This window comes from Telluria antibiotica (assembly GCF_011682055.1).
In the GTDB taxonomy this organism is placed as follows: domain Bacteria; phylum Pseudomonadota; class Gammaproteobacteria; order Burkholderiales; family Burkholderiaceae_D; genus Telluria; species Telluria antibiotica.
Genome location: NZ_JAAQOM010000017.1, coordinates 44,939 through 68,648 on the forward strand (window position 1 = coordinate 44,939; position 23,710 = coordinate 68,648).

General features: G+C 66.0%; 21 protein-coding genes. 12 read left to right on the forward strand and 9 right to left on the reverse strand.

Features of this window, described 5'->3' with window-relative positions:
- Positions 1-166: 166 nt before the first annotated feature.
- The 6 genes from HAV22_RS24400 (at position 167) to HAV22_RS24425 (ending at position 7,982) form a co-directional block, all read left to right on the forward strand.
- On the forward strand, positions 167-382 hold the full coding sequence (locus HAV22_RS24400) for a hypothetical protein (protein ID WP_166862702.1): 216 nt from the start codon (positions 167-169) through the stop codon (positions 380-382).
- Positions 379-1,239: an alpha/beta hydrolase gene (locus HAV22_RS24405; protein WP_166862704.1), complete on the forward strand. Its 861-nt coding sequence runs from the start codon at positions 379-381 to the stop codon at positions 1,237-1,239. The genes HAV22_RS24400 and HAV22_RS24405 overlap by 4 nt, the downstream gene beginning before the upstream one ends.
- A gap of 165 nt (positions 1,240-1,404) precedes the next feature.
- Entirely contained in the window at positions 1,405-2,613 is a 1,209-nt protein-coding gene (locus HAV22_RS24410) for an efflux RND transporter periplasmic adaptor subunit (protein ID WP_166862706.1), read from the forward strand.
- Between the two features lie 27 nt (positions 2,614-2,640).
- Positions 2,641-5,850: an efflux RND transporter permease subunit gene (locus HAV22_RS24415; protein ID WP_166862708.1), complete on the forward strand. Its 3,210-nt coding sequence runs from the start codon at positions 2,641-2,643 to the stop codon at positions 5,848-5,850.
- A 1-nt stretch (position 5,851) separates the two neighbouring features.
- A complete protein-coding gene (locus tag HAV22_RS24420; protein WP_166862710.1) occupies positions 5,852-7,366 on the forward strand; it encodes an efflux transporter outer membrane subunit in 1,515 nt (504 codons plus the stop codon).
- A gap of 112 nt (positions 7,367-7,478) precedes the next feature.
- A complete protein-coding gene (locus tag HAV22_RS24425; RefSeq protein ID WP_166862712.1) occupies positions 7,479-7,982 on the forward strand; it encodes a DNA-deoxyinosine glycosylase in 504 nt (167 codons plus the stop codon).
- 10 nt (positions 7,983-7,992) lie between these two features.
- On the opposite strand, the gene HAV22_RS24430 is transcribed toward HAV22_RS24425, so the two are convergent.
- From HAV22_RS24430 to HAV22_RS24445, 4 genes are all read right to left on the reverse strand, one after another.
- A complete protein-coding gene (locus HAV22_RS24430) occupies positions 7,993-10,980 on the reverse strand; it encodes an EAL domain-containing protein (RefSeq protein WP_229421402.1) in 2,988 nt (995 codons plus the stop codon).
- A 253-nt stretch (positions 10,981-11,233) separates the two neighbouring features.
- A complete protein-coding gene (locus tag HAV22_RS24435; protein WP_166862714.1) occupies positions 11,234-11,461 on the reverse strand; it encodes a hypothetical protein in 228 nt (75 codons plus the stop codon).
- A 30-nt stretch (positions 11,462-11,491) separates the two neighbouring features.
- Positions 11,492-11,809, reverse strand: coding sequence for a CcdB family protein (locus tag HAV22_RS24440; protein ID WP_208296360.1), 318 nt, complete (start codon positions 11,807-11,809; stop codon positions 11,492-11,494).
- Positions 11,809-12,066, reverse strand: a complete 258-nt coding sequence (locus HAV22_RS24445) for a type II toxin-antitoxin system CcdA family antitoxin (RefSeq protein ID WP_166862718.1) — start codon at positions 12,064-12,066, stop codon at positions 11,809-11,811. The genes HAV22_RS24440 and HAV22_RS24445 overlap by 1 nt, the downstream gene beginning before the upstream one ends.
- Positions 12,067-12,374: 308 nt before the next feature.
- Between HAV22_RS24445 and infA the strand changes: the two genes are divergently transcribed.
- Positions 12,375-12,638, forward strand: coding sequence for a translation initiation factor IF-1 (gene infA / locus HAV22_RS24450; protein ID WP_166862720.1), 264 nt, complete (start codon positions 12,375-12,377; stop codon positions 12,636-12,638).
- Positions 12,639-12,653: 15 nt separating this feature from the next.
- On the opposite strand, the gene HAV22_RS24455 is transcribed toward infA, so the two are convergent.
- Together HAV22_RS24455 and HAV22_RS24460 are read right to left on the reverse strand one after the other, a co-directional pair.
- On the reverse strand, positions 12,654-13,832 hold the full coding sequence (locus tag HAV22_RS24455) for a tetratricopeptide repeat protein (RefSeq protein WP_166862721.1): 1,179 nt from the start codon (positions 13,830-13,832) through the stop codon (positions 12,654-12,656).
- A 79-nt stretch (positions 13,833-13,911) separates the two neighbouring features.
- Positions 13,912-14,781: an HDOD domain-containing protein gene (locus tag HAV22_RS24460; protein ID WP_166862723.1), complete on the reverse strand. Its 870-nt coding sequence runs from the start codon at positions 14,779-14,781 to the stop codon at positions 13,912-13,914.
- Positions 14,782-14,937: 156 nt separating this feature from the next.
- Between HAV22_RS24460 and HAV22_RS24465 the strand changes: the two genes are divergently transcribed.
- Complete coding sequence (locus tag HAV22_RS24465) at positions 14,938-15,507, forward strand: DNA-3-methyladenine glycosylase (RefSeq protein WP_166862725.1); 570 nt, start codon at positions 14,938-14,940, stop codon at positions 15,505-15,507.
- Positions 15,508-15,513: 6 nt separating this feature from the next.
- On the opposite strand, the gene HAV22_RS24470 is transcribed toward HAV22_RS24465, so the two are convergent.
- Entirely contained in the window at positions 15,514-17,190 is a 1,677-nt protein-coding gene (locus HAV22_RS24470; RefSeq protein ID WP_166862727.1) for a methyl-accepting chemotaxis protein, read from the reverse strand.
- Between the two features lie 115 nt (positions 17,191-17,305).
- Positions 17,306-17,761 carry a cache domain-containing protein gene (locus tag HAV22_RS24475; protein WP_166862729.1) on the reverse strand — a complete coding sequence of 152 codons (456 nt, stop codon included), beginning with the start codon at positions 17,759-17,761 and terminating at the stop codon, positions 17,306-17,308.
- Positions 17,762-18,056: 295 nt separating this feature from the next.
- Here HAV22_RS24475 and HAV22_RS24480 point away from each other — a divergent pair, with 295 nt between their 5' ends.
- The 3 genes from HAV22_RS24480 to HAV22_RS24490 are packed head-to-tail and all read left to right on the forward strand — an operon-like array spanning position 18,057 to position 21,607.
- Entirely contained in the window at positions 18,057-19,463 is a 1,407-nt protein-coding gene (locus tag HAV22_RS24480; protein ID WP_371869727.1) for a KamA family radical SAM protein, read from the forward strand.
- 16 nt (positions 19,464-19,479) lie between these two features.
- Positions 19,480-20,787: an MFS transporter gene (locus HAV22_RS24485; protein WP_166862730.1), complete on the forward strand. Its 1,308-nt coding sequence runs from the start codon at positions 19,480-19,482 to the stop codon at positions 20,785-20,787.
- Positions 20,756-21,607: a fumarylacetoacetate hydrolase family protein gene (locus HAV22_RS24490; RefSeq protein ID WP_166862732.1), complete on the forward strand. Its 852-nt coding sequence runs from the start codon at positions 20,756-20,758 to the stop codon at positions 21,605-21,607. Before HAV22_RS24485 ends, HAV22_RS24490 begins: the two co-directional genes overlap by 32 nt.
- Positions 21,608-21,712: 105 nt before the next feature.
- Here HAV22_RS24490 and HAV22_RS24495 read toward each other — a convergent pair whose 3' ends face one another.
- Positions 21,713-23,047 carry an aspartate aminotransferase family protein gene (locus HAV22_RS24495; RefSeq protein ID WP_166862734.1) on the reverse strand — a complete coding sequence of 445 codons (1,335 nt, stop codon included), beginning with the start codon at positions 23,045-23,047 and terminating at the stop codon, positions 21,713-21,715.
- Between the two features lie 102 nt (positions 23,048-23,149).
- Here HAV22_RS24495 and HAV22_RS24500 point away from each other — a divergent pair, with 102 nt between their 5' ends.
- A complete protein-coding gene (locus tag HAV22_RS24500; protein ID WP_166862736.1) occupies positions 23,150-23,704 on the forward strand; it encodes a carboxymuconolactone decarboxylase family protein in 555 nt (184 codons plus the stop codon).
- Positions 23,705-23,710 lie beyond the last annotated feature (6 nt).

A 23,710-nucleotide genomic window follows, 5' to 3' on the forward strand; every position in this document is an offset into this window, starting at 1 on the left:
GATACCCGGATAGGCATCATATAAATGGTGAGAATGCGTGATTGTTCAAAAATCTGAACAATGGATTCGTAAATGGACTATTTATTGGATTGTAGTTGAAGTCTATGATGTCGTTACGGTAGCTGATAGTTTCGAGATTTGTAAAACCCAACGACAGGAGAGCATCATGAAAACGCATCGCGATGCAATCGCGGCAGTGTTCGGGCTGATACTCGGCGTAGTGGCCATGGCAGGCACGGTACTCACCGACGAGTACGCGCATGCGGCCGTTGCCGAGGCGCGCGGATACGATGCGTTGTTCCACGTCGTCGCCACGGGCGAGCAATGCGATGCGAACGAGCTCCCCGCCGTGCTGGTCGCGGCCAACGAGGTGAATCGATGAGCGTCGCGCGCAAGGCCGAGGATGGCCACACGCTGGCAGTGCGCGACCTGCAGGTCGTGGGCGCGGAAGGACCGCTGGCGGCGCGCCTGTACAAGGCCGCTGTCGACGGCAGGCGTGACGTGCTGATCGTGTTCTTCCATGGCGGCGGCTTCGTCGACGGCGACCTGGAAGATGCCGATCCGTTCCTGCGCCACCTGTCCGTGGCGAGCGGCTATCCGGTCGTGCTGTCGTCGACCTATACGCTGGCAACCGTGAAACCGTTCCCGGCCGCCGCGGAAGACGCGCATGCCGTGCTGACGTGGGCAAAGAAGAACAAGACCAAGCTCGGCTGGACAGGCAAGCGGATGCTGGTGGCAGGCATCGAGGCGGGCGCGAACCTCGCCGCCGTGTGCACCCTGATGGCGCGCGATCGGGGCGCGCCGCGACTGGCCGGCCAGATCCTCCTGATGCCGATGCTCGACCCGGGCCTGTCGACGTGCTCGATGCGCGAGATGCCGACGTGCCCCGACAAGGCCAAGGTGTTCGACGAATGCGCCGCGGCCTACCGGGGTTATCTGCCGCACGCGGCCGACCGCAGCCATCCGTATGCATCGCCGCTGCAGTCGAGCCGTTTAAAGAATTTGCCGCCGGCCTTGATCCTGTCGATCGAGGACGATCCGCTGCGCGACGAAGCGGAAGCCTACGGCGGCAAACTGATCCAGTCGGGCGTGCCGACGACGGTCAGGCGCCTGCATGCGGCGCAAGCCCTGCAGGAACCGAATGCACGCGATACGTGTGCCTGCAGGGGCCAGGCCCTTGCCGAGATCGCCAATTTCATTGCCGGTCTCGACGAGGAAGGCGAGCCGGCCAGCTGTTGATCCTGCGGATCACCCAACTTAATTGATCGCCGCGATCAATTAACTCATCACTAACCATAACAACGTGCCTGCGAGGCGCGAGAGACCTGTCTTTTCCTGAAAAAAGCCTGGGAAGGACCGTTCTCGTCCAACCATTAATAAATAGTTAATAACGGAGGGCTAACCATGAAACCGATTCAACAATTCCAGATGGCCGTGCGTCCCGTCGTGCTGGCGCTGGGTGCCGCCGGCATCGCGGCCCTGATCGCCGGCTGCTCCGACGCGACCGGCAAGGCTGCGGAAGCGCAGGCACAGGCGCAGGCGCAGGCCGGTCCGCCGGTCTCGGCCTCCGTCGTGCTCGAGAAGGCCGTCGCCGAAACGCAGGAATTCTCGGGCCGACTGGAAGCCGTCGAGCACGTCGAGATCCGTCCGCGCGTGTCGGGCTACATTACGGCCGTGAACTTCAAGCCGGGGGCCGAAGTCAAGAAGGGCGACGTGCTGTTCGTGATCGATCCGCGTCCGTACCAGGCGGAAGCCGACCGCGCCGAAGCGGCCGCCAAATCGGCCCGTGCCAAGGCCGAACTGGCCCGCACGGAACTGACGCGCGCCGAGCGCCTGCTGGGCGACAAGGCCATCGCACAGCGCGAATACGACGCGAGCCTGTCGAGCCAGAAGGAGCTCGACGCTTCCGCCCGCGCCGCCGAAGCACAGGCCCAGGCCGCGCGCCTGAACCTGTCGTACACCCGCGTCGTCGCGCCGATCAACGGCCGCGTGTCGAAGGCCGAGATCACCTTGGGCAACCTGGTCGACGCATCGGCCGTGCTGACGTCCGTCGTGTCGCTGGACCGCATCTACGCCAGCTTCGACGGCGACGAGGAAACCTATCTGCGCGTCGCCAAGCAGGCGCACGATGGCCAGTCGGTGCCGGTCAAGGTGGGCCTCGTCAACGAAGACGGCTACCCGCACGAGGGCAAGCTGGAATTCGTCGACAACCAGCTCGACTCGCAGACCGGCTCGGTGCGCATGCGCGCCACGTTCGAGAACAAGGACCGCAGCATGGCGCCCGGCCTCTTCGCCCGCGTGCAGATCGGCGGCGGCGACGCCAGGCCCGCCCTGCTGATCACGGACCGCGCAGTGGGCACGGACCAGAGCCACAAGTTCGTGTTCGTCGTCGGTGCGGACGGCAAGGCCGAATACCGCGAAGTGAAGCTCGGCCCCGTCGTCGACGGCCTGCGCGTCGTGCGTGCCGGCCTGAAACCGGGCGAGAAGATCGTCGTCAACGGCCTGCAGCGCGTGCATCCGGGCGCACCCATCACGGCGCAGGTCGTGCCGATGGTGGCGTCGCTGGCACCGGCCAAGAAGGATGCGAAGCTGGCCATGGCGGACACCAAGTAATCCCATAGGAATCGAGGGACAAGAACAATGAACATCTCACGCTTTTTCGTCGACAAGCCGATCTTCGCGGCCGTGCTGTCGGTGCTGGTCTTCGTGGCCGGCCTCATCTCGATCTTCGAGTTGCCGATCTCCGAGTACCCGGACGTCGTGCCGCCCTCCGTGGTGGTGCGCGCCCAGTACCCGGGCGCCAACCCGAAGGTCATCGCGGAAACCGTCGCGACGCCGCTGGAGCAGGAAATCAACGGCGTCGAAAACATGCTGTACATGACGTCGCAGAACACCTCCGACGGCGCGTTGATGCTGACGGTGACTTTCAAGATCGGCACCAACGTGGAGCAGGCGGAAACCGCCGTGCAGAACCGCGTCCAGCGCGCGCTCCCGCGCCTGCCGGACGAGGTACGCCAGATCGGCGTCACGACCGTCAAGAGCTCGCCCAACATCACGATGGTGGTCCACCTGCGTTCGCCGGACGGCCGTTATGACGACCTCTATCTGCGCAACTACGCCACCTTGAACGTCAAGGATGAACTGGCGCGCATCAACGGCATGGGCGAAGTCCAGCTGTTCGGTTCGGGCGACTACGCGATGCGCGTGTGGCTCGACCCGCAAAAGGTCGCCGCCCGCAACCTGACCGCAAGCGACGTCGTGAACGCGATCCGCGAGCAGAACGTGCAGGTCGCGGCCGGTGTCGTCGGCCAGGGCCCGTCGAAAGGCGCGGACTTCCAGCTGACCGTCAACACGCAAGGCCGCCTGCAATCCGTCGAGGAGTTCGGCAACATCGTCATCAAGACGAACGCCGACGGCGCGACCACCTTGCTGAAGGACGTCGCTCGTCTGGAAATGGGCTCGAACTCGTACGCCCTGCGCGCGCTGCTGGACAACCAGTCGGCCGTCGCGATCCCCATCTTCCAGGCACCGAACGCCAACGCGCTGCAGCTGTCGTCGGACGTGCGCGCCAAGATGAAGGAACTGTCGAAAGATTTCCCGGAAGGCGTCGAATACAGCATTGTGTACGACCCGACCCAATTCGTGCGCGAGTCGATCCGCTCGGTCATCCATACGCTGATCGAAGCAGTGATCCTCGTGGCCATCGTCGTCATCGTGTTCCTGCAGACGTGGCGCGCCTCGGTGATCCCGCTGCTCGCGGTGCCGGTGTCCGTCGTCGGTACGTTCGCGGTGATGCTCGCCTGCGGCTTCTCGATCAACACGCTGTCGCTGTTCGGCCTCGTGCTGGCGATCGGTATCGTGGTGGACGATGCGATCGTCGTGGTGGAGAACGTCGAGCGCAACATCGCGAACGGCCTCAATCCGCATGATGCGACCGTGCAGGCGATGAAGGAAGTCTCCGGCCCGATCATCGCGATCGCCCTTGTGCTGTGCGCCGTGTTCATCCCGATCGCGTTCGTGTCGGGCCTGACCGGCCAGTTCTACCGCCAGTTCGCGCTGACCATCGCCATCTCGACCGTGATCTCCGCGTTCTCGTCGCTCACGTTGGCTCCGGCCTTGGCCGCCGCGCTGCTGAAGTCGCACAACGCGCCGAAGGACCGCCTGACCCGTGCAATGGACGCCGTGTTCGGCCGCTTCTTCGCCGGCTTCAACCGCTTCTTCGGCCGCTCGTCGCAGAAATATGAGGGCGGTGTGCAGGGTGTCCTGAAGCGCAAGAGCGCCGCGCTGGGTGTGTACGCGCTGCTCGCCATCGCCGGCATCTTCATGTTCAAGGCCGTGCCGCCGGGCTTCGTGCCGTCGCAGGACAAGGCTTACCTGATCGGCTTCGCGCAGCTGCCGGACGCCGCCTCGCTCGACCGCACCGACGCCGTCATCCGCAAGATGTCCGACGTCGCCAAGCAGATCCCGGGCGTGGAATCGTCGGTCGCGTTCCCGGGCCTGTCGATCAACGGCTTCACCAACGCGCCGAACGCCGGCATCGTGTTCACGACGCTGAAACCGTTCGACGAACGCAAGGGCAACGCGCAGAGCGCCGAGGCGATCGCCGCCGAGATCAACAAGCGCATGGGCGCCATCGAAGACGCGTTCGTGATGGTGCTGTCGCCCCCGCCGGTGAACGGCCTGGGCACGACCGGCGGCTTCAAGATGATGATCGAGGACCGCGCGGGCGTCGGTTACGACGAACTGTATAAAGCCGTGCAGGCCATCCAGGCCAAGGCGTGGACCGACAAGCGCCTGCAGGGCGTGTTCTCGGGCTACCAGATCAACGTGCCGCAGCTGTTCGCCGACGTCGACCGCGTGAAAGCCAAGCAGCTGGGCGTGCCGCTGGCCGAGATCAACCAGGCCTTGCAGATCAACCTCGGTTCGCTGTACGTGAACGACTTCAACCAGTTCGGCCGTACCTATCAGGTGCGCGTGCAGGCGGATGCGCCGTTCCGTTCGCAGCGCGAGCAGATCGCGCAGCTGAAGGTCCGCAACGACAAGGGCGAGATGATTCCGCTGTCCTCGCTCATGAAGATCAAGGACACCTACGGACCCGATCGCGTCCAGCGCTACAACGGCTACGTCGCCGCCGAGCTGAATGGCGGCCCCGCACCGGGCGTGTCGTCGGGTCAGGCGCAGGCCGCGATGGAGGAAATCGTCAAGGCCAATCTGCCGAAAGGGATCTCGTACGAATGGACCGACCTCACGTACCAGGACATCCTGGCCGGTAACACCATGATCTACGTGTTCCCGCTGTGCGTGCTGCTCGTGTTCCTCGTGCTCGCCGCGCAGTACGAAAGCTGGACCCTGCCGCTGGCCGTGATCCTGATCGTGCCGATGTCGATCCTGTGCGCGCTGATCGGTGTGAAGCTCACCGGCGGCGACAACAACATCTTCACGCAGATCGCCCTGTTCGTGCTGGTGGGCCTCGCATCGAAGAACGCCATCCTGATCGTGGAATTCGCGCTGGAGCTGGAACATCATGGCCGCAGCGTCGTGGCCGCCGTGGTGGAAGCCTGCCACCTGCGCCTGCGTCCGATCCTGATGACGTCGATCGCGTTCATCATGGGCGTGGTGCCGCTGGTGCTGTCGCACGGCGCCGGTGCCGAGATGCGCCACGCGATGGGTGTCGCCGTGTTCGCCGGGATGCTGGGCGTGACGTTCTTCGGTCTGTTCCTGACGCCGGTGTTCTACGTCCTGCTGCGCACGTTGGCCAAGCGTTTCGAGAAGCCCAAGCATGCCCACGCCCACGACGCCGCACCGCATGGCACCGGTGGCGACCATGCGCCGGCACTGAAAGGACACTGATATGAAAACGATGATTGCAAGGGGCGTGGCGCCGCTGGTGGCAGCGCTGCTGCTGACGGCTTGTGCCGCCCCGACCTTCAAGCAACCGGACGTCGTCATGCCGACGGCGTTCAAGGAGTCGCAGACGGTGCCTGCCGCTGCGGCGAACGACGTGCGCAGCGCCGCCGATGGCACGACGTGGACCGTCGGCCGTCCGGCCGAAGCCCAGCCGCGCGGCGAATGGTGGCGCGCGTTCAACGACGAGACGCTGAATGGCCTCATCACGGAAGCCACGGCGAACAACCAGAACCTGACGGTGGCCGCCGCCCGCGTGAAGCAGGCCCGCGCCATCGCGGGCATCGCCGAGGCGGACCGCATGCCGCAGGTCGGCGTGGGCATCGGTGCCGAGCGCACCCGCTTGTCGCCGCTGGAGGCCAACCTGCCGAAGGGGACGAACGTCCCCGCCGTCAACACGTACTCGGCGCGCCTGTCGGCGAGTTATGAGGTCGACCTGTTCGGCCGCGTCTCGTCGAACGTCGCCGCCGCGCGCAGCGATGCGGGTGCCGTCGAGGCGACGTACCGCTCCGTGCTGCTGTCGTTGCAGGCCGACGTGGCGCAGACGTATTTCCGCCTCCGTTCGCTGGACGCGGAAATCGCGACGGTGAACCACACGGTGCAGCTGCGCGAGGAAAGCGTGCGCGTGACGGGCCACCGCTTCGACGCGGGCGACATCGGCGAATTCGACCTGTCGCGGGCGAAGACGGAACTGGCGACGGCGCGATCCGAAGCCATCGGCCTGCAACGCCAGCGCGCCACGGCGGAACACGCGCTCGCTGTCCTGCTGGGCAAGCCGGCGTCGAACTTCAGCGCGCCTTCCACGCCGCTGCTTGACGCCGCCGCGCTGCCGCTGATCCCGGCCGGCCTGCCGTCGACGTTGCTGGAACGCCGTCCCGACATCGCCAGCGCCCAGCGCTCGATGGAAGCGGCCAACGCCCGCATCGGCGTCGCACGCTCGGCGATGTTCCCGGCGCTGAACCTGTCGGCGGGCGCCGGCGGCGTCGGCACGAGCTTCGCCGAGGTCTTCAAATGGAGCAGCCGTTCGTGGCTGCTGGGCGCCGCGCTGTCGATGCCGCTGATCGACGGTGGCCGCAACCGCAACAACGTGGTGCGCAGCGAGGCCGCGCTGGAAGAAGCCGTCGGCTCCTACCGCCAGAGCGTCTTGAGCGCGTTCGCTGAAGTGGAGGACAACCTGGCCGGCCTGCGCATCCTGGCGGGGCAGAGCGCGGAGCTCGAGGCGGCAGTCGTGTCCGCACGCCGCTCGGTCGACCTGGCGCAGAAGCTGTACGACGCGGGCCGCGGCAGCTACCTCGAACTGCTGGACGCGCAGCGCAACCTGGCCAACGTCGAGCGCACCGCCGTGCAGCTGCGCGGCGACCGCGCGATCACGACCGTGGCGCTGATCCGCGCGCTGGGTGGCGGCTGGGACGCGGCGCCGGCTGTCGCGAAAATCGACGACACGGCGCAGGCGCGTAACTAACTGAATCGACTGTCCCTGGCCTTACTGCTTACTGATATGCGGTAATGCCCTTTGCGGCGGTACGTGCAAGCGTATCGCCGCTTTTTTCTTTTGCAGACGCTAGAATCGTCGCATGCCGACATCTTCCGACTCCGCCCAGCTCACGGGGCTCGCGCCCGTCATCGCCTCCGACACGCGCATCCTCATCCTGGGCAGCTTTCCGGGCGCCGCGTCATTGGCCGCCCAGCAGTACTACGCGCATCCGCGCAACCAGTTCTGGAAGCTGGCCGGCGCCCTGGTCGGCGAAGACCTGCATGCGCTGCCGTACGCCGAACGCCTGCCGCGCCTGTTGGCGCACCGCTTCGGGTTGTGGGACGTATTAGCTGCCTGCGAACGCGAAGGCAGCCTCGATTCCGCCATCCGCAAGCCGGCCGCGAACGATTTCGAGCGGCTGCACCGCTTGTGTCCTGAGCTGCAAACGGTCGGCTTCAACGGGCAGACGTCGGGCAAGTTCGCGCCGCAGTTTGCGGAGCACGGCTACCGCACGGTGGTGCTGCCGTCGAGTTCGCCGGCGCATATGGCGATGACGTTCGAACAGAAGCTGGATGTGTGGCGGCAGCTGATCGAACCGCGCTGAACCTGCCGCCTCACTGCGCCTCGGCCGCGGCCAGCGCCGCCCGCACCTGCGCCTCGAACTCGCCCACCGGCACCGGCTTGCCGAACAAATAGCCCTGGAACGAATAGCACCCCTGCGCCACGAGAAAATCGCGCTGGGCTGCCGTCTCCACGCCTTCGGCGATCACGTCGAGCCCGAGGCCGCGCCCCATGTTGATGATCGTCTGGGCGACCATCGCGTCGCGGTGGCTCGCCGGCAGTTCGTCGACGAAGGACTTGTCGATCTTGAGCTGCGTGAGCGGCAGCTTCGTCAGGTAGTTGAGCGAGGAATTGCCGGTGCCGAAGTCGTCGAGCGAGATGCTGAAGCCGTTGTCCCGGAGCGTATGCAGCTTGCGGCTCGAGGATTGGACGTCGCCGATCGCCAGGCTTTCCGTGACCTCCAGTTTCAGCTTGTCTGCCGGTGCCCCGGTGCGCCTGATCTCGGACAGGATGTCGTCGACGAAGCTGTCCGACTCGAACTGGCGCGCACTGATGTTGACGGCGAGCGTCAGGCCACGCATGGCGTCTTGCCGCGACCAGGCGGCGATCTGCCCGCACGCGGTGGCGAGCACCCAGCGTCCGATCGGTTCGATCAGCCCGGTCTCCTCGGCCAGCGGGATGAACGCGTCGGGCGGGATGGCGCCGCGTTCGGGATGGAACCAGCGCAGCAGGGCTTCGGCGCCGATCGGACGATCCTCGGCATCCACCTGGATCTGGTAGTGCAGCGTCAGCTGGTGGTCGCGGATGGCGTCGCGCAACGCCTTCTCGAGCCAGTTGCGGTCGTCGAGTTCGGACTGCATCTCGTGCTCGAAGATGCGCGCCGTGTTGCGTCCGCTGCGCTTGCTTTGGTATAGCGCGAGCTCGGCCTGGCACAGCAAGGCCTCGGGATTCTCCGTGGCGTCGCGGAACAGCGTGATGCCGATCGATCCGGTGCAGGTCAGCCGATGGCCGTCGAGGATCATCGGCTCGGCGATCGTCGCCCTGATGGCGTCGGCCGTCTGCAGCGCGCGGGCGGCCGCGACATGCCGATCCGCGCCCAGGCGTTCGGTGAGCAGCACGAAGCTGTCGCCGCTGAACCGCCCCAGCGTATCGTTGTCGCGCATGATCGAACGGATGCGCCGCGCCATTTCCACGAGCAACTGGTCGCCTGCCGCATGGCCGAGGGAATCGTTCAGTTTCTGGAAGTGGTCGAGGTTCACCATCATGACGGCGCCGAATTCCTGGGCGGCATCGGCCATCGCGCGGGTCATGCGGTCGGCGAGCAGGGCGCGGTTCGGCAGGTCGGTCAGGTGGTCGAACAGCTTCAGGTGCTCGGCCAGGGCGTTGGCCCGCTTTTCCGCCGTGACGTCCTGCAGGTTGCCGACGTAGTGGATCGTCCGGCCCTGTGCGTCCGGTACGGCCGTGATGGAGAGGCGCGCCGTGTACAGGCTGCCGTCGCGGTGGCGGTTGATCACTTCGCCGGTCCAGTAGCCGGTCGTCGTCAACTGCGACCACATGGACGCGTAAAAATCGTCTTCGTGCAGGCCGGAGCGCAGCAGGCGCGGACTGTGCCCGATGGCCTCAAGCGCCGTGTAGCCGCTGATGCGGGTGAAGGCGGCGTTGACGCGCTCGATGCGGCCCTGGGCGTCCGTGATCAGCATGCCGTCCTGGCTTTCGAACGCGACGGACGCGATGCGCAGTTCACGTTCCGCGCGACGGCGCTCCGTGATGTCGCGCGCGACGGCGAGGACGCCCGCAATCTCGCCCTCGTGCGCATGGATCGGCACCTTGATCACGTCCAGGTTGCGCATCGTGCCGTCCGGCGCCGCGAGTTCCTCTTCGTACCGGCGCGTCTGGCCGGTGCGCAGCACGTCGTCGTCGGTTTCCTTGATGAACGCGGCGAACGCCTTGTCCAGGAACAGCTCGGCATCGGTCCGCCCGATGACCTTGTCGCCCGGCAGGCCGAGCAGCGCCTGGGCGCCGGCGTTGCAGTGCACGTAGACGTTGTTCCTGTCTTTCAGCACCATGGCATCCGGGCTGTTCTCGACGAGCGTGCGCAATTGCGCTTGCTCGACCATGAGCGCGCGGGAGGACGCCTCCAGCTGTGCGTTCTTTTGCTGGATCTCGGCGGTGCGCGCATGGACGGCACCGCGCAGCGAGCGGATCCACAGCAGCGTGGCCGCCAGTGCGGCCAGCGCGCCGAGCACCACGAACGCGATGATGCGCAGATAGGGCCGGAACTGGATCGGCTGGGTGAACCACTTGTCGCGCAGCGCCTGGCGTTCTTCCGGCGTGATGCGCGCCATCCCTTGCTCGACCAGGTCATGGGTCGCCTTGTCGCCCTTCGCGACGGCCCGGTGAAACTGCGCCGTATAGATGGTGAAGGCCTTGGCGTATTTCTTCTGATCGCGATAGAGATAGAGGTAGTAGTCCGCCGGCGTGTCGTCCATGCAGAAGATCTTGATGTCGCCAGCCCGCACGGCATCCAGGATGGCGACATAGCCCGGGTAGGGCACCTGGTTGGTGATCCCTTGCCTCGCCAACTGTTCGGCGCAGGCATCGCCGCGCTGGACGCCGACGAGGAAGCCGTTCATCGACTGGACGTCGTGGATGCCGGAAATCGATGGATCGACATAGATCCCGACCGACACCGTGTCGTACGGCGGCGAGTAGTCGAACAGCGGTTCGCGTCCGGGCGTGCGGAAGATCGTGTCGATCACGTCGGCCTGGCCGTCGTGCATCCGCCGTAGCGCGTTGCTCCACTGCATGGGCTGGAGGTCGACGTGGACGCCGGTCTTTTTTTCCCACAAGTGCCAGAGGTCGACGAGATACCCTTCAGGGCGCCCGCTCGAATTCACGTAGAGGTAAGGCGGATAGTTGTTGTCGGCGACGACGCGTAGCGTCCTGGCGTCGGCATGCAATCCGTACGCCAGAAGCGCGATGATCAAGACGAGCCGGCGGCAGATGGCGCCCCCTGGCATGATGGGACTCTTCGAGCCCATGAATTCTCCCTGTCGCACGCTGTGACCAGGCTGCGTGCCGGTACCGGCCTGACCGCGCGGCGGTTAACTATCCCTGTTGATCGCGGCTGCTTTCAGTGGCCGATCTTTATGAACACAAGCTTAACATGGGATGTTGGGAAACTCGAAAAATTTTGGCCGTAGAGCAACACTTGTTGTAAATACCGTTCTGCCGGCGTTTTCGATGCCCATTTTGGAGCAGCGCCGCCCTGGTATCGCGCTTTCAGACGAGTCATCAGGCCTGGAACTGGCCGCGGACCATCTCGCACATCGTGGCCAGCGGCAAGAGGGCGAGCGCGCCGGCCGCGGTCCACATGTTGCGCGAGCCGATGGCGATCAGCAGGGCGGGCAGGCCGCGTACGTCATCGCGGTCGGCGCACACCATGCCGGTCCACCAGAGGGACTTGGCCGGCGACCAGCGGACGTTACCGACTGCGACGTTACCGCGATGCGTATGATGCATGCCCCCTCCACATTGGTATGGCTACGACGGTCAGTAGGACCCGAACACCCTGTCCAGCGCGTCCTGAATGGCCGACCGGTAATCCTGTGCGGAACCGATCCTGACCTTGAGCTCACTCGACGGTATGGCGCCCAGTTGCGGAGTGTCAAGAAATAGCTCTGTGCCGTCGATGGTGATGAGCGGGAACAGGTCAGGGGGAAGGGTGACCTTGGAAAAACCGGCAAGCTGGCGCAGCGGTATGACGATCCTGGTCGCCAGACCGCTGATCACATTGCTTTGCACGTCGACCAGATAGGGAATGGTCGCCTTGTTCCTGCCGGGATTTTCGTAGATATCGAAGCGCGCCATCAGAACGCGCGCCATTCCTGCAACGCCACGCCTTCCGTTTCGACCACGCTGTTATACGTGGCGAGAAAGCCGGCGTGCTGCTCGTTCCATTGTTGTTCCTTGCGTTTTTGTATTTCTTCGCGGAGTTTTTGTTCGCAGAGCTGAGAAATATTGATGCCCATGCTTTTGGCGTCCAGGTACACGTCCATTGCCAGGGTGATGTTGGTAGCCTTCTTGCCAGGAACTTTTTCCGGGGATGTCGAGTGTACAAGTTTCATGGTGGGCTCTCGATGCGCATTCGGAATGTGGGGAGTCTATGGGGATCGCACGGCCATTGTACTCCCGGCAAGGCAGTCATGTACGCGCACGGGCTTGATGTGTATCGTACAGCGGCCTTTTTTTCCGGCACAACGTCCCCATATCGAATCGATCCCCTCCACGGCGCCGCGATGCAACCGGCGCCGCATTTTTTTCCCGATCCGTTGCAGGCAATGCGTGACCAGCGCCCCGAGGATGACGCTGCGATGGCGTATTACCATCCCGGACGCGTGCCGATGCCAGGCGGGCCGACATCGAAAGGAACACGATGAAAGAAGAACTGATCGAAATGAATGGCAAGGTCACCGAAGTGCTGCCGGAGATGCGTTTCCGGGTGGACCTCGAGAATGGCCACCGGCTGGTCGCCTACACGTCCGGCCGGATGAAGAAGAACCACATCCGCATCATCGCGGGCGACCGCGTGACGCTGGAGATGTCGCCGTACGACCTGAACAAGGGCCGCATCGTGTTCCGCCATCTCGAGACGCGCGGCAGCCCCGCACCGTCGGCCGCGCGCCAGCGGCGCCGCTGATCGACCTGCCGGTCGTCAGTACACCTGCACGCTGTTCGCGCTCTGGCGCCGCAGGTGCGCCAGCTTGGCCGAGTAAATCTGGCGGTTGTCGGCCTTCGTGCTCGTGTCGATCGCCTGCGTGAGCTGTTCGCGCGCTTCCTTCGCGTCGCCCAGCTGCACCAGCGTCACCGCCAGCCAGAAGTGGAATTCGTCGTAGTAGGGCGCGCGCTTGACCTCGCGTTCGAACAGCTTGCGGGCCGTGTCGTAGTCGCCTGCCTTGAGCGCCGCCATGCCCTTGTCGAAGTACTCGAACGGCGGAACAGGTTCGATGCTGGCCACGCGCCGCGCCAGCTCGGCCGCTTCGGCCGTGCGGCCCGTCTTCGCCAGCAGGGGGCCCAGGTTCTGCATCACGACGAGGCTTTCCGGCTCGCGGTCGAGCGCCACGCGGAACGCCCGTTCGGCCATGGCGAGGTCGCCGTGGCGCTGGTAGATCACGCCCAGCGTGTTATAGGTGATCGCGGCCGGCGGATTCGTCGCCACGGCCGCGCGCGCCCACCAGTAGGCATCGTCGAGCTTGCCCAATACGAGGTTCTCGGCGGCGCGGTTGTTGAGGTACAGGGTGACGATGTCGTTCTCTTCCAGCTGGCGGCTGCGCAGGCGGCTCGCGTCCGGCGGCGGCAGGAAATCGACGACCAGTTCATGCTCGGACGTCTCGTCGTACAGGATGCCGTCGGGCTTGCGGTGGCCCAGCGCGATGTTGACGTGGGAGGCGACCAGGTAGATGCCGTTGTCGCGGCTCCAGGTGCCGTCCACGAGCACGCTGCGGAAATGCACCGTCATGCCGAGTTCGCGCGCGAAGGCGGCCGTCATGACGACGAGCGACAGGCAATTGCCGGCACGTGCGGCATAGGTTTCGGACGCCGTGCGCGTGCGCGTGGCATCGTATTCGAGCTTCAGGTCGGTCTTGCTGTACAACGCGTCGATCAGGCCCCGTTCGAGTCCCTTGCTGCGCAAGTGCGCCGTGAAGGCGGGACTGTGCGCGTAGGCGCGCATGGCGGGGCTCAGGGTGAACAGGTCTTGCGCGCCGACGGGCTCCGACGGCGGCTTGAACGACGCGTCGCTGAACAGCGGCGGGGTGGGGTGCTGTTGCTCCATGCCGGCACAGCCGGCCAGCAGCAGGGGCAGTACGATCAGCAGCGACGCCAGGCGTTTCATGTCTCCTCCTCGGCCGGCGTTTCGTCGACCGGTCTCGTGAAGGGAGTATCTGCCCGTCCTGGCCGGATGTAAAGACGGCTTACTGCTCGGCGTGGAAGGCTTCGTGCAGTTCGTCCAGGAGCTCGGCCGTCTCTTCGTCCGACAGGCCCAGGTAGGCCAGCGCGCGTGCCCCGCCCTTGTTCCACTCGAGCGATTCCGCGTCGCCCTGGTACTTGCGGATCGCGCTTTCGGCCAGCAGCGACAGCGCCACCAGCGAGCGCACGGTCGACGACGTGTCGGCATCGTCCAGCACGGCGTAGTCGTGATGGTGCAGGATGGACCAGGCGACGTCTTCGGACAGCCCCCAGTTGCGCGCGAGCAGGGTGCCGATCGCCGTATGGCTCGTACTGTGGCGTTCCTGTTCCAGTGCCGTGAACGGACGCTCCGCCTCCAGCGATGCGGCCGCATACGTGGAGGCATACGCGGGAAAGCGGTCCATCAGCAGCGGCACGCCCGTGTCGCAGAACAGGCCGAACGTATGCGCCACGTCGGTTTCGCCGATGCGCAGGCGGCGCGACAGGAAGACCATCGCTTCGGCGCGCCGGCTCGACACGTCCCAGAAACTGGCCAGCGCCGCGCTGTTCGCCGGAATCGCCTGGCGCGCGAGCAGCCCCGTCATCAGCGACGCGACCTGGTTAATACCGAGGAACAGGATGGCCTGCTCGATCGACTTGGCCTTGCGCCGGCCGCCGAAGATCGACGAGTTGGCGAGCTTCAGCAGCGCACCCGACATCCCGACGTCGCTGGCGACGATGCGGGCGATCTCGGCCGGGCTGGGATCGGACGACGCGAGTTCCCGCTGCAGGTCTGCAAGCAGGCTGGGGCGGGGCGGGATACGGATCGACTTGATGAGGGCGTCGACGGGATCCTCGGCGGCGCTCGGACGCGCCAGGGCAGCTGCTGTACTCATGAGTGGACGGGAAAACGGTGCTGGTGATGCTGCACGGAAAGACGTGCGAAGTTTCTCACTATAAACGACTACCGTTGAAGTTGCATCAAAGTATTGCTTTTGTATAGCAAAACAGACAGTGCGACCGCTCAAATCTTAACAATATAGAATTGCTCCATGTCTTCAATCATCCTTGCCGGCATTGATTTTTCATCACCTTCGCACCTCGTCGCCCGTCAGCTGATCGGCGTTACCGTGCTCGTCGACGGCGTTGGCGGGCGCATCGTCGAGACGGAAGCGTACGACGGCGAAGATCCCGCCTCGCACAGCTATTCCGGCCCGACCGACCGCAATTTCGCGATGTTCGGGCCGCCGGCCCACGCCTATGTCTACCGCTCGTACGGTATCCACTGGTGCCTGAACTTCGTCTGCCGGGAAGAGGGCCATGGTGCCGGGGTCCTGATCCGCGCGCTCGAACCCGTGACGGGGCTGGAGGCGATGGTCGAGCGGCGCGGCACGACGGACCACTGGCTGCTGTGTTCCGGGCCCGGCAAGCTGTGCCAGGCGCTGGGCGTCACGCGCGCCCTGAACGGCCAGTCGCTGGCGGCGCCGCCGTTCGAACTGGCGCCGGCGCCAGGCGGCATCGAGGTGGTCAGCGGGCCGCGCATCGGCATATCGAAAGCCGTCGACGTGCCCTGGCGCTTCGGCTTGGCCGGCTCGCGCTGGGTCAGCAAGCCGTTCCGCTGAGCGCCGTCAGCCGTTGGCGGCGCGGCGCGGGCGGAGGGTGTCCGCGGCGTCCGCGGGCGCGGGCGCGTGCGCGAGTGCGGGCCGGCCGCGCAGCGGGCTGTCCGGTGCGCGCCGCTCGACGGGTGCCTCGTCCCGGCTGTCTTCGATGCGGAAGATCTCGACGGCGCGCGCCAGGTTGACGGTCTGCTCGTGCAGGCTCGCCGCCGCCGCCGCGGCCTGCTCGACGAGGGCGGCGTTCTGCTGCGTCATGTCGTCCATCTGCCCGACCGCGCGGTTGATCTCCGCGATGCCCTCGGCTTGCTCGCTGCTGGCGGCGCTGATGCGGTTGATGATGTCGTTCACCTGCTGCACGGACGCGACGACGCTGCCCATGCTCGACCCTGCCTCGCCAACGGCCACGCTGCCGCTGTCGATGATCGCGACGGAATCGGCGATCAGCGCCTTGATCTCCTTCGCGGCGGACGCGGAGCGCTGGGCCAGCGTGCGCACCTCGCTGGCGACGACGGCGAAGCCGCGCCCCTGTTCGCCCGCGCGCGCCGCTTCGACGGCGGCGTTCAGCGCCAGCAGGTTGGTCTGGAACGAGATGCCGTCGATGACGCCCGTGATCTCGACGATCTTGCGCGAGCTGGCACGGATCGATTCCATCGTCGCGACGGCGCGGTCGACGGCGCGGCCGCCGCCGGCCGCCAGCCGCGCCGCCTCGGCTGCGAGTTCCGTCGCCAGCCGGGCGTTGTCGGCATTGCCCTTGACGGCCTGGGTCAGCGTCTCCATCGTGCTCGCGGTCTGCTGCAGCGAGCCGGCCTGCAGCTCGGTGCGGCCCGACAGGTCGAGGTTGCCGCTGGCGATTTCCTGCGACGCCGTGTCGATCGAGCGCACGGCATCGAGCACGCTGCGCAACGTGGTGTTCAGGTTGGCGATGGTCTGGTCGAGCGCGCGCGCCGTGTCCGCGATCTCGTCGCGGCCGTCGTTGCCGGCGCTGGCGCGCAGGCGTCCCTCGGCCAGATCGCCCACGACGACGGAGATGGCGGCGATGTCGCGCAGCATGGCGCGGCGCACGACCATCGTCACGGCCAGCGAGACGACGATCGACAGCAGCACCAGCGCGGCCATCCACGTGCCGAGGCTGTGGAATTCCGCGCGGGCGGCGGTGTCGGCCTGCTCGCTGAGCGTCTGTTCCAGCGCGGCCAACTGGGCCAGTTGCTGGTTCAGCACGACGAATTCCTTTTCCGCCTTCTGCATCGAGTTGGTGGCGATCGACTGGTCGACCTGCGCCATTTCGATGGTGTCCTGCACGGCCTTGCGGTAGGCGGCGAGCGCCGCCAGCGACGCCTCGACCAGTTTGCGCTCGGCGCCGTCGGTCGTGCGTGCGAGTTCCTGCAAGCGGGACTGCACGGCGGCGTGGCGGGCGGCAATGTCGGCGATCAGGGCGTCGAGGCGGTTCTTGGCGAAGCTGCCGTTGATCCAGGCCAGCAGCTGGTAGGCGTTGGCATGCACGTACTTGGCGTCGCCCGCGACGTCGGCCACGTGTTTGAGGCGCGCCGCGCGGACCTGCACGATGTTTTCCAGCGACGCGTTCTGGCGCACCATCCCGTACCAGGCGGCTCCGGACAGCATCAACAGCAGCACCAGCACCAGGCCGGGCGCCAGCAGCAGCTTGGGACCGATCCTTAGTTTCTTCAGCATGCTTCGCTCCGCAAGTCGCAACTCGGGCAGCCCGCCCGCAGGCACGCCGTGACGTCGCGCGCCACGGCGTTCGGCGCGTCGCGCGCCGCGGTGTTCGGCGCGGCACGCGCCTCCCTTACTTCTTGTACAGCCCGGCCTCGAGCACGACGCCGTCCACGAGCAGGATGTACGTCGTCTTCGGCTCGATCTTGCCGCTGGCCGGATTCTTGTACTGGTAGTCGACCCAGCCCTTGCCCTTGGCCGCTGCCAGTTCGATGATCTCGCGCCGGTATTTCTTGCCGTTGGCGTCGGGCACGTCCGTCAGGTCCTTGCCGACGATCGACGGGTTGTACGGATGGGCCAGCACGATGCCGGTCTTGACGTCGCGCATATCGATGTACAGCGAGCCCTGGACGAAATCCGGGTCCTTGGCCGTGATGCGTTTCATGACTTCTTCCTTGCCCTTGGACTTGACCATGGCGGCGCCGCGCTCGGCCATCGCGATCGCGTCTTTTGCGGTCGGTTCCGAGGCGAGCGCGCCAGCGCAGGACAGGCACAGGACGGCGGCGAATACGGATGCGGTCGGTTTCATAGGATGTCCTTTCGGGGAAAAAGGGATAGGTCTAAAAGTTGCCTATTTGCATTTCGTACTCTACGCCGGGGGTCTGGCTGGGCTGTTGTGCTAACGCAAGCGGTCTCCGATGTGCGGGCGCAAAGGCAACGCTGATCTCGCACAGTGCGAGTGGAAATGGGTGAGAAACGGGAGGTGGACTTGACTCTCGGCAACTCAACCGGGATGCCGGCTCCCTACTATCGCTTCCTGTAGGCAATTATTTCCATGCGTCACCTTTTGCTGCCATCAACCACTTCTCACCAGGAGAACTCCCGTGACCCTCGACGCGACGCCCGCCAAGTTCAAGCCCTATACCCGCCAGTCGATCCAGAACGCCCGCCAGTGGCAATGGATGAGTCCTGACTTGCAGGAAGCGGTGCAAGTGGTCTCCCATGTGCTGCCGTTCCGCACGAACGAATACGTGATGGACCACCTGATCGACTGGAGCAATATTCCGGACGATCCCATCTACCGCCTGACGTTTCCTCATCGCGACATGCTGCCGGCCCGCGAATACGAACAGTTGCGCGACCTCGTGCTGTACAAAAAGGACGACGCCGCGATTGCAAAGCTCGTGCACGACATCCGCATGCGCATGAATCCGCACCCGGCCGGCCAGATGACGCACAACGTGCCGCGCGTGAACGACGCGCCCCTGAAGGGACTGCAGCACAAGTACAAGGAAACCGTGCTGTTCTTCCCGAGTGCTGGCCAGACGTGCCACGCCTATTGCACGTTCTGCTTCCGCTGGCCGCAGTTCGTCGGCATGGAGGAGATGAAGTTCGATGCACGCGAGTGCACGGAGCTCGTGTCGTACCTGGCCACGCATCCAGACGTGACGGATGTCCTGATCACGGGCGGCGATCCGATGATCATGAATACGCGCTCGCTGGCCGAGTTCATCGAACCGCTGCTGGCGCCCGAGCTGGCGCACATCCAGAACATCCGCATCGGCACCAAGTCGGTCGCGTACTGGCCGCAGCGCTATGTGTCGGACAAGGACAGCGACGACCTGATGCGGCTGTTCGAGAAAGTCGTCAAGGCCGGCAAGAACCTCGCGCTGATGGGGCACTACAACCACGCCGTCGAACTGCGCCAGCCCATCGCCCAGCAGGCGGTCAAGCGCATCGTCGGCACGGGTGCCACGTTGCGCATGCAAGGCCCCTTGATCCGCCACATCAACGAAGACCCGCACAGCTGGGCCGAACTGTGGACGACGGGCGTGCGCCTGGGCGCGATCCCGTACTACATGTTCGTCGAGCGCGACACGGGCCCGCGCGAGTACTTCGCACTGCCGCTGGCGCGCGCGCACGAGATCTTCCAGTCCGCGTACAGCATGGTGTCGGGCCTGTCGCGCACCGTGCGCGGGCCGTCGATGAGCGCCTTCCCGGGCAAGGTCGTGATCGACGGCGTCGTCACGATCAACGGCGAGAAGCTGTTCGCGCTGCAGTTCCTGCAGGCGCGCAATCCGGACTGGGTGCGCCGGCCGTTCTTCGCGAAATACGATCCCGAGGCCACCTGGCTCGATCACCTGAAACCCGCGTTCGGCCGCAAGAAATTCTTCTTCGAGGGCGGCGAGGACGACCACGACACCGCGGGCGCGCTCGGCCGCGTGATCCCGATCCAGGCTGTATCCGCGCACGACCGGCGCGCCAGCGACAGTCAACCCGACGCGGCCTGAGTCGCAGGAGGTGTCCATGGAAACGGACCAGAGCCAGTCGCGCCTCAACGGGGTGGCAGTGTTTTTCTACGTGTTCCTGCCGTTCGCGCTGGGGCATTACCTGTCGTCGCTGCTGCGCAACGTGAACGCCGTGCTGGCGCCGCATCTGGTCGACGCGCTGGCACTGACGCCGGGCCAGCTCGGCCTCCTCACCAGCGCGTTCTTCTTCGCGTTCGCCCTCGTCCAGCTGCCGGTCGGGATCGCGCTCGACCGCTACGGTCCGCGCAAGGTGCAGGTCGTGCTGATGCTGGTGGCGGCGCTGGGCACACTGCTGTTCGCCACGGGGCGCAACTTCGGCCAGCTGGTGCTGGCGCGCGCCGTCATCGGCTGCGGCCTGGGCGGCTGCTTCATGTCGGCCGTGAAGGCGATCTCCACGTGGATCTCGCCCAAGCGCCTGCCGTCCGTGCAGGGCTATTTGATCGCCGTGGGCGGGCTGGGGGCGGCGTCGAGCACGATGCCCGTGCGGATGCTGTTGCAGCACACGGACTGGCGCGGCCTGTTCGTGCTGCTGGCCGCGCTCACGGCCTGCTGCGGTGCGCTGATCTGGCTCGTCACACCGAAGTCGAACGGTACCGGCGGCGCACTGCCCACCGTGCGCTCCGTGCTGGACGTGTACCGCGCGCCCGCGTTCCGCACGACGATCTCGCTCGTGCTCGTGCCGCATGCGATCTTCTTCGGCATCCAGGGCCTGTGGATCGGGCGCTGGCTGTCGGACGTGGCCCGTTTCCCGGACGGCGCCGTCGCCTACCTGCTGTACATGGGGATGGCGTCCGTGATCTTCGGCGCCATCGCCGTCGGCATGATCACGGAATGGGCCGGCCGGCGCGGCATCGAGGCGCTGGACGTGGCCGCCGTCGGCGTCGCCCTGTTCGTGCTCGTGCAGGTGGCGATCGCGTGCAGCTGGCGTCCCAGCCTGCAACTGCTGTCGGTGCTGTTCACGCTCGTCGGAACGATCACGGGCATCGAGTACGCGATCGTCGCGCAAAGCCTGCCGCGCGCGCTGACCGGGCGGGCCGCCACGTGCCTGAATCTCCTGATCTTCATCGGCGCGTTCCTCGTGCAGGCGGGCTTCGGGCTGATCGTCGGCGTGTGGCGGCCGGACGCGGGTGGCCACGTCCCGGCGCTGGCGTACCGTGTCGCGTTCGGCGCGCTCGTGGCGCTGCAACTGCCCGGCCTCGTCGGCTATGCCCTCAACTTCCTTCAGCGGCGTCAAGTAAAATGCGGCATCGTTTTGCTCACCCAGAAGGAAGAATATGAGATTGGTTCGCTACGGTCGCCCCGGTAAGGAAAAACCGGGCCTGTTCGACGAGGAAGGCCGCCTGCGCGACTTGTCCGGCGTGATCGAGGACGTCGACGCGTCGGTGTTGTCGGACAAGGCGCTGCGCAAGCTCGCCAGGGTCGACTGGAAGACGCTGCCGCTCGTGCGCGGCAACCCGCGCCTCGGCGTGCCCGTCAAGGGCGTCGGCAAGTTCATCGGGATCGGCATGAATTACTCCGATCACGCGTCCGAAGTGGGCGCGCCGATCCCGAAGGAACCGATCATGTTCATGAAGGCGACGTCGTGCCTGTCCGGCCCGGACGATCCCATCCAGCTGCCGAAGGGCTCGAAGAAGACCGACTGGGAAGTCGAGCTGGGCGTCGTCATCGGCACCCGCGCGCAGTACGTGGACGAGAAGGACGCGCTGAAGTACGTGGCCGGTTATTGCGTCGTCAACGACGTCTCGGAGCGCGCCTACCAGTTCGAGCTGGGTTCGCAGTGGGACAAAGGAAAGGGCTGCGACACGTTCGGACCCGTCGGCCCGTTTCTCGTGACGAAGGACGAGATCTTCGACGTGCAGGACCTCGACCTGTACCTGGAACTGAACGGCAAGCGCGTGCAGACGGGGAACACGTCGAAGATGATCTTCACGGTGGCGCACATCGTGAGCTACCTGTCGCGCTTCATGACCCTGGAGCCGGGCGACATCATCACGACGGGCACGCCGCCGGGCGTGGGCCTGGGCCGCAGCCCGCAGCGCTTCCTCAAGAAGGGCGACAAGCTGCGTCTCGGCATTGCAGGATTGGGTGAGCAGCAGCAGGAAGTGGTCGCGCATCCCAAGGCCTGATGCCGTCGAGGTGACGCGCCATTGTCGTAGGGTGGGCACCCTGTGCCCACGCGCACGTCAGCATGATACGAACGTCCGCGTGGGCTCGGAGAGCCCACCCTACGATTACAACGCAGTTTGTTTCAACGCACCGTCGATCGATTCCTTCAGCCGCCCCACGATCTCGCCCAGGTCCCCCTGCGTGACGACGAACGGCGGCGCCAGCAGCACGTGGTCGCCATTGCGGCCATCGATGGTGCCGCCCATCGGGTACACGAGCAGGCCGTTCTCCATCGCGCGCGCCTTGATCGCCGCGTGCAGTTTCAGCTCGGGCGCGAACGGCGTCTTGTCCTCGCGCTCGCGCACGAGTTCCAGCGCCAGGAACAGCCCGCGGCCGCGGATGTCGCCCACGTGCGGGTGATCCTCGAATTCCTCGTCCAGCATGGCGCGCAGCGTCGCGCCGCGCAGGCGCACCTGGGTCAGCAGGTCGTCGCGTTCGATCACCTGCTGCACGGCGAGCGCCGCCGCCGCCGCCACGGGGTGTCCGATATACGTATGCCCGTGCAGGAACACGCCGCTGCCCGCGCGCAGGCGCTCGACGATGGTGCCGCTCACGAGCACCGCGCCGATCGGCTGGTAGCCCGCGCCCAGCCCCTTCGCGACCGCGATCAGATCGGGGGCCACGCCGTCCTGCTCGATCGCGTACATCGTGCCCGTGCGGCCCATCCCGCACATCACCTCGTCGGCGATGAACAGGATGCCGTATTTGTCGCACAGCGCGCGCACGCCGCGGAAGTAGCCCGGCGTGGGCGGGATCGCGCCGCCCGTCGCGCCCACGACCGGCTCCGCGCAGAACGCGATCACCCGCTCCGGGCCGGCCTGCAGGATCGCCGCCTCCAGTTCGTCCAGCAGCATCGCCGTGTACTGGTCGACGGTCTGGTCGGCGGCGCGGCCGCGGTATTCGTAGCAGGCCGAGACGCGCTCGACGTCCATCAGCAGCGGCGCGAACGGCTGGCGGCGCCACTCGTTGCCGCCCACGGCCAGCGCGCCGAGGGTGTTCCCGTGGTAGCTCTGGCGCCGCGCGATGAACAGCGACCGTTGTGATTCTCCGGCCTCGACGAAGTACTGGCGCGCCAGCTTCAAGGCCGTCTCCATCGCTTCCGAGCCGCCCGACACGAGATACACGCCGTCGATGCCGTCCGGCGCGTTCGCGACGAGGCAGTCGGCCAGTTCCTCCGCCACCTCGGTCGTGAAGAACGCGGTGTGGGCATAGGCGCAGCGGTCGATCTGGCGGTGCATGGCCGCGATCACGTCCGGATGGCCGTGTCCGAGCGACGAGACGGCCGCGCCGCCGCTGGCGTCGAGGTAGCTGCGACCGTGGCTGTCGTACAGGTAGACGCCGGCGCCGCCGACGGCGACGGGCGGCGTCTGGCGCAGGCTGCGATGGAGGATGTGGCTCATGAACGCTCCCGATAGGGTTGGTGATTGACGAAGATGGAAAATAAGCGGGAAGCGCCCGGATTCTTTTGATTTTTGCCTGAAGGCATGCGAATATTTTCGCCCATGACCGACCGCCTCCGCCCGATCCCCCCGGAAGACTGGACCGACGCCCAGCGCGCCGCCGCCCAGGACATCATCAATGGCCCCCGCGGTGCGCTGTATGGACCGTTCGTGCCGCTGCTGCGCAGTCCCGAGCTGATGGGCTATGCCCAGAAGCTGGGCGAATACCTGCGCTACCGCAGCGCCATCGGCGTGCGGCTGTCGGAACTGGCAATCCTCGTCACGGCGCGCGAATGGGACCAGCAGGTCGAGTGGGCGATCCACGCGCCGATCGCGCAGCAGGTGGGCGTTCCTCCCGACGTCGTCGCGGCCATCGCGCGGCGCGAGCGGCCGGCCGCGCTGCTCGTCGACGAAGCGGTCGTGTACGACTTCTGCATCGAACTGCACCGCCACAAGCGCGTATCGGACCGCGTCTACGACGACGCGCTCGCGCTGTTCGGCGAGCAGGGCGTCGTCGACCTGATGGGCGTGAACGGCTATTACACGTTCCTCGCGATGGTGATGAACACGGCGCGCACGGCCGTGCCGGCGTCGAGTGCGGCGCCGCTGCCGGACTAGCCCGTC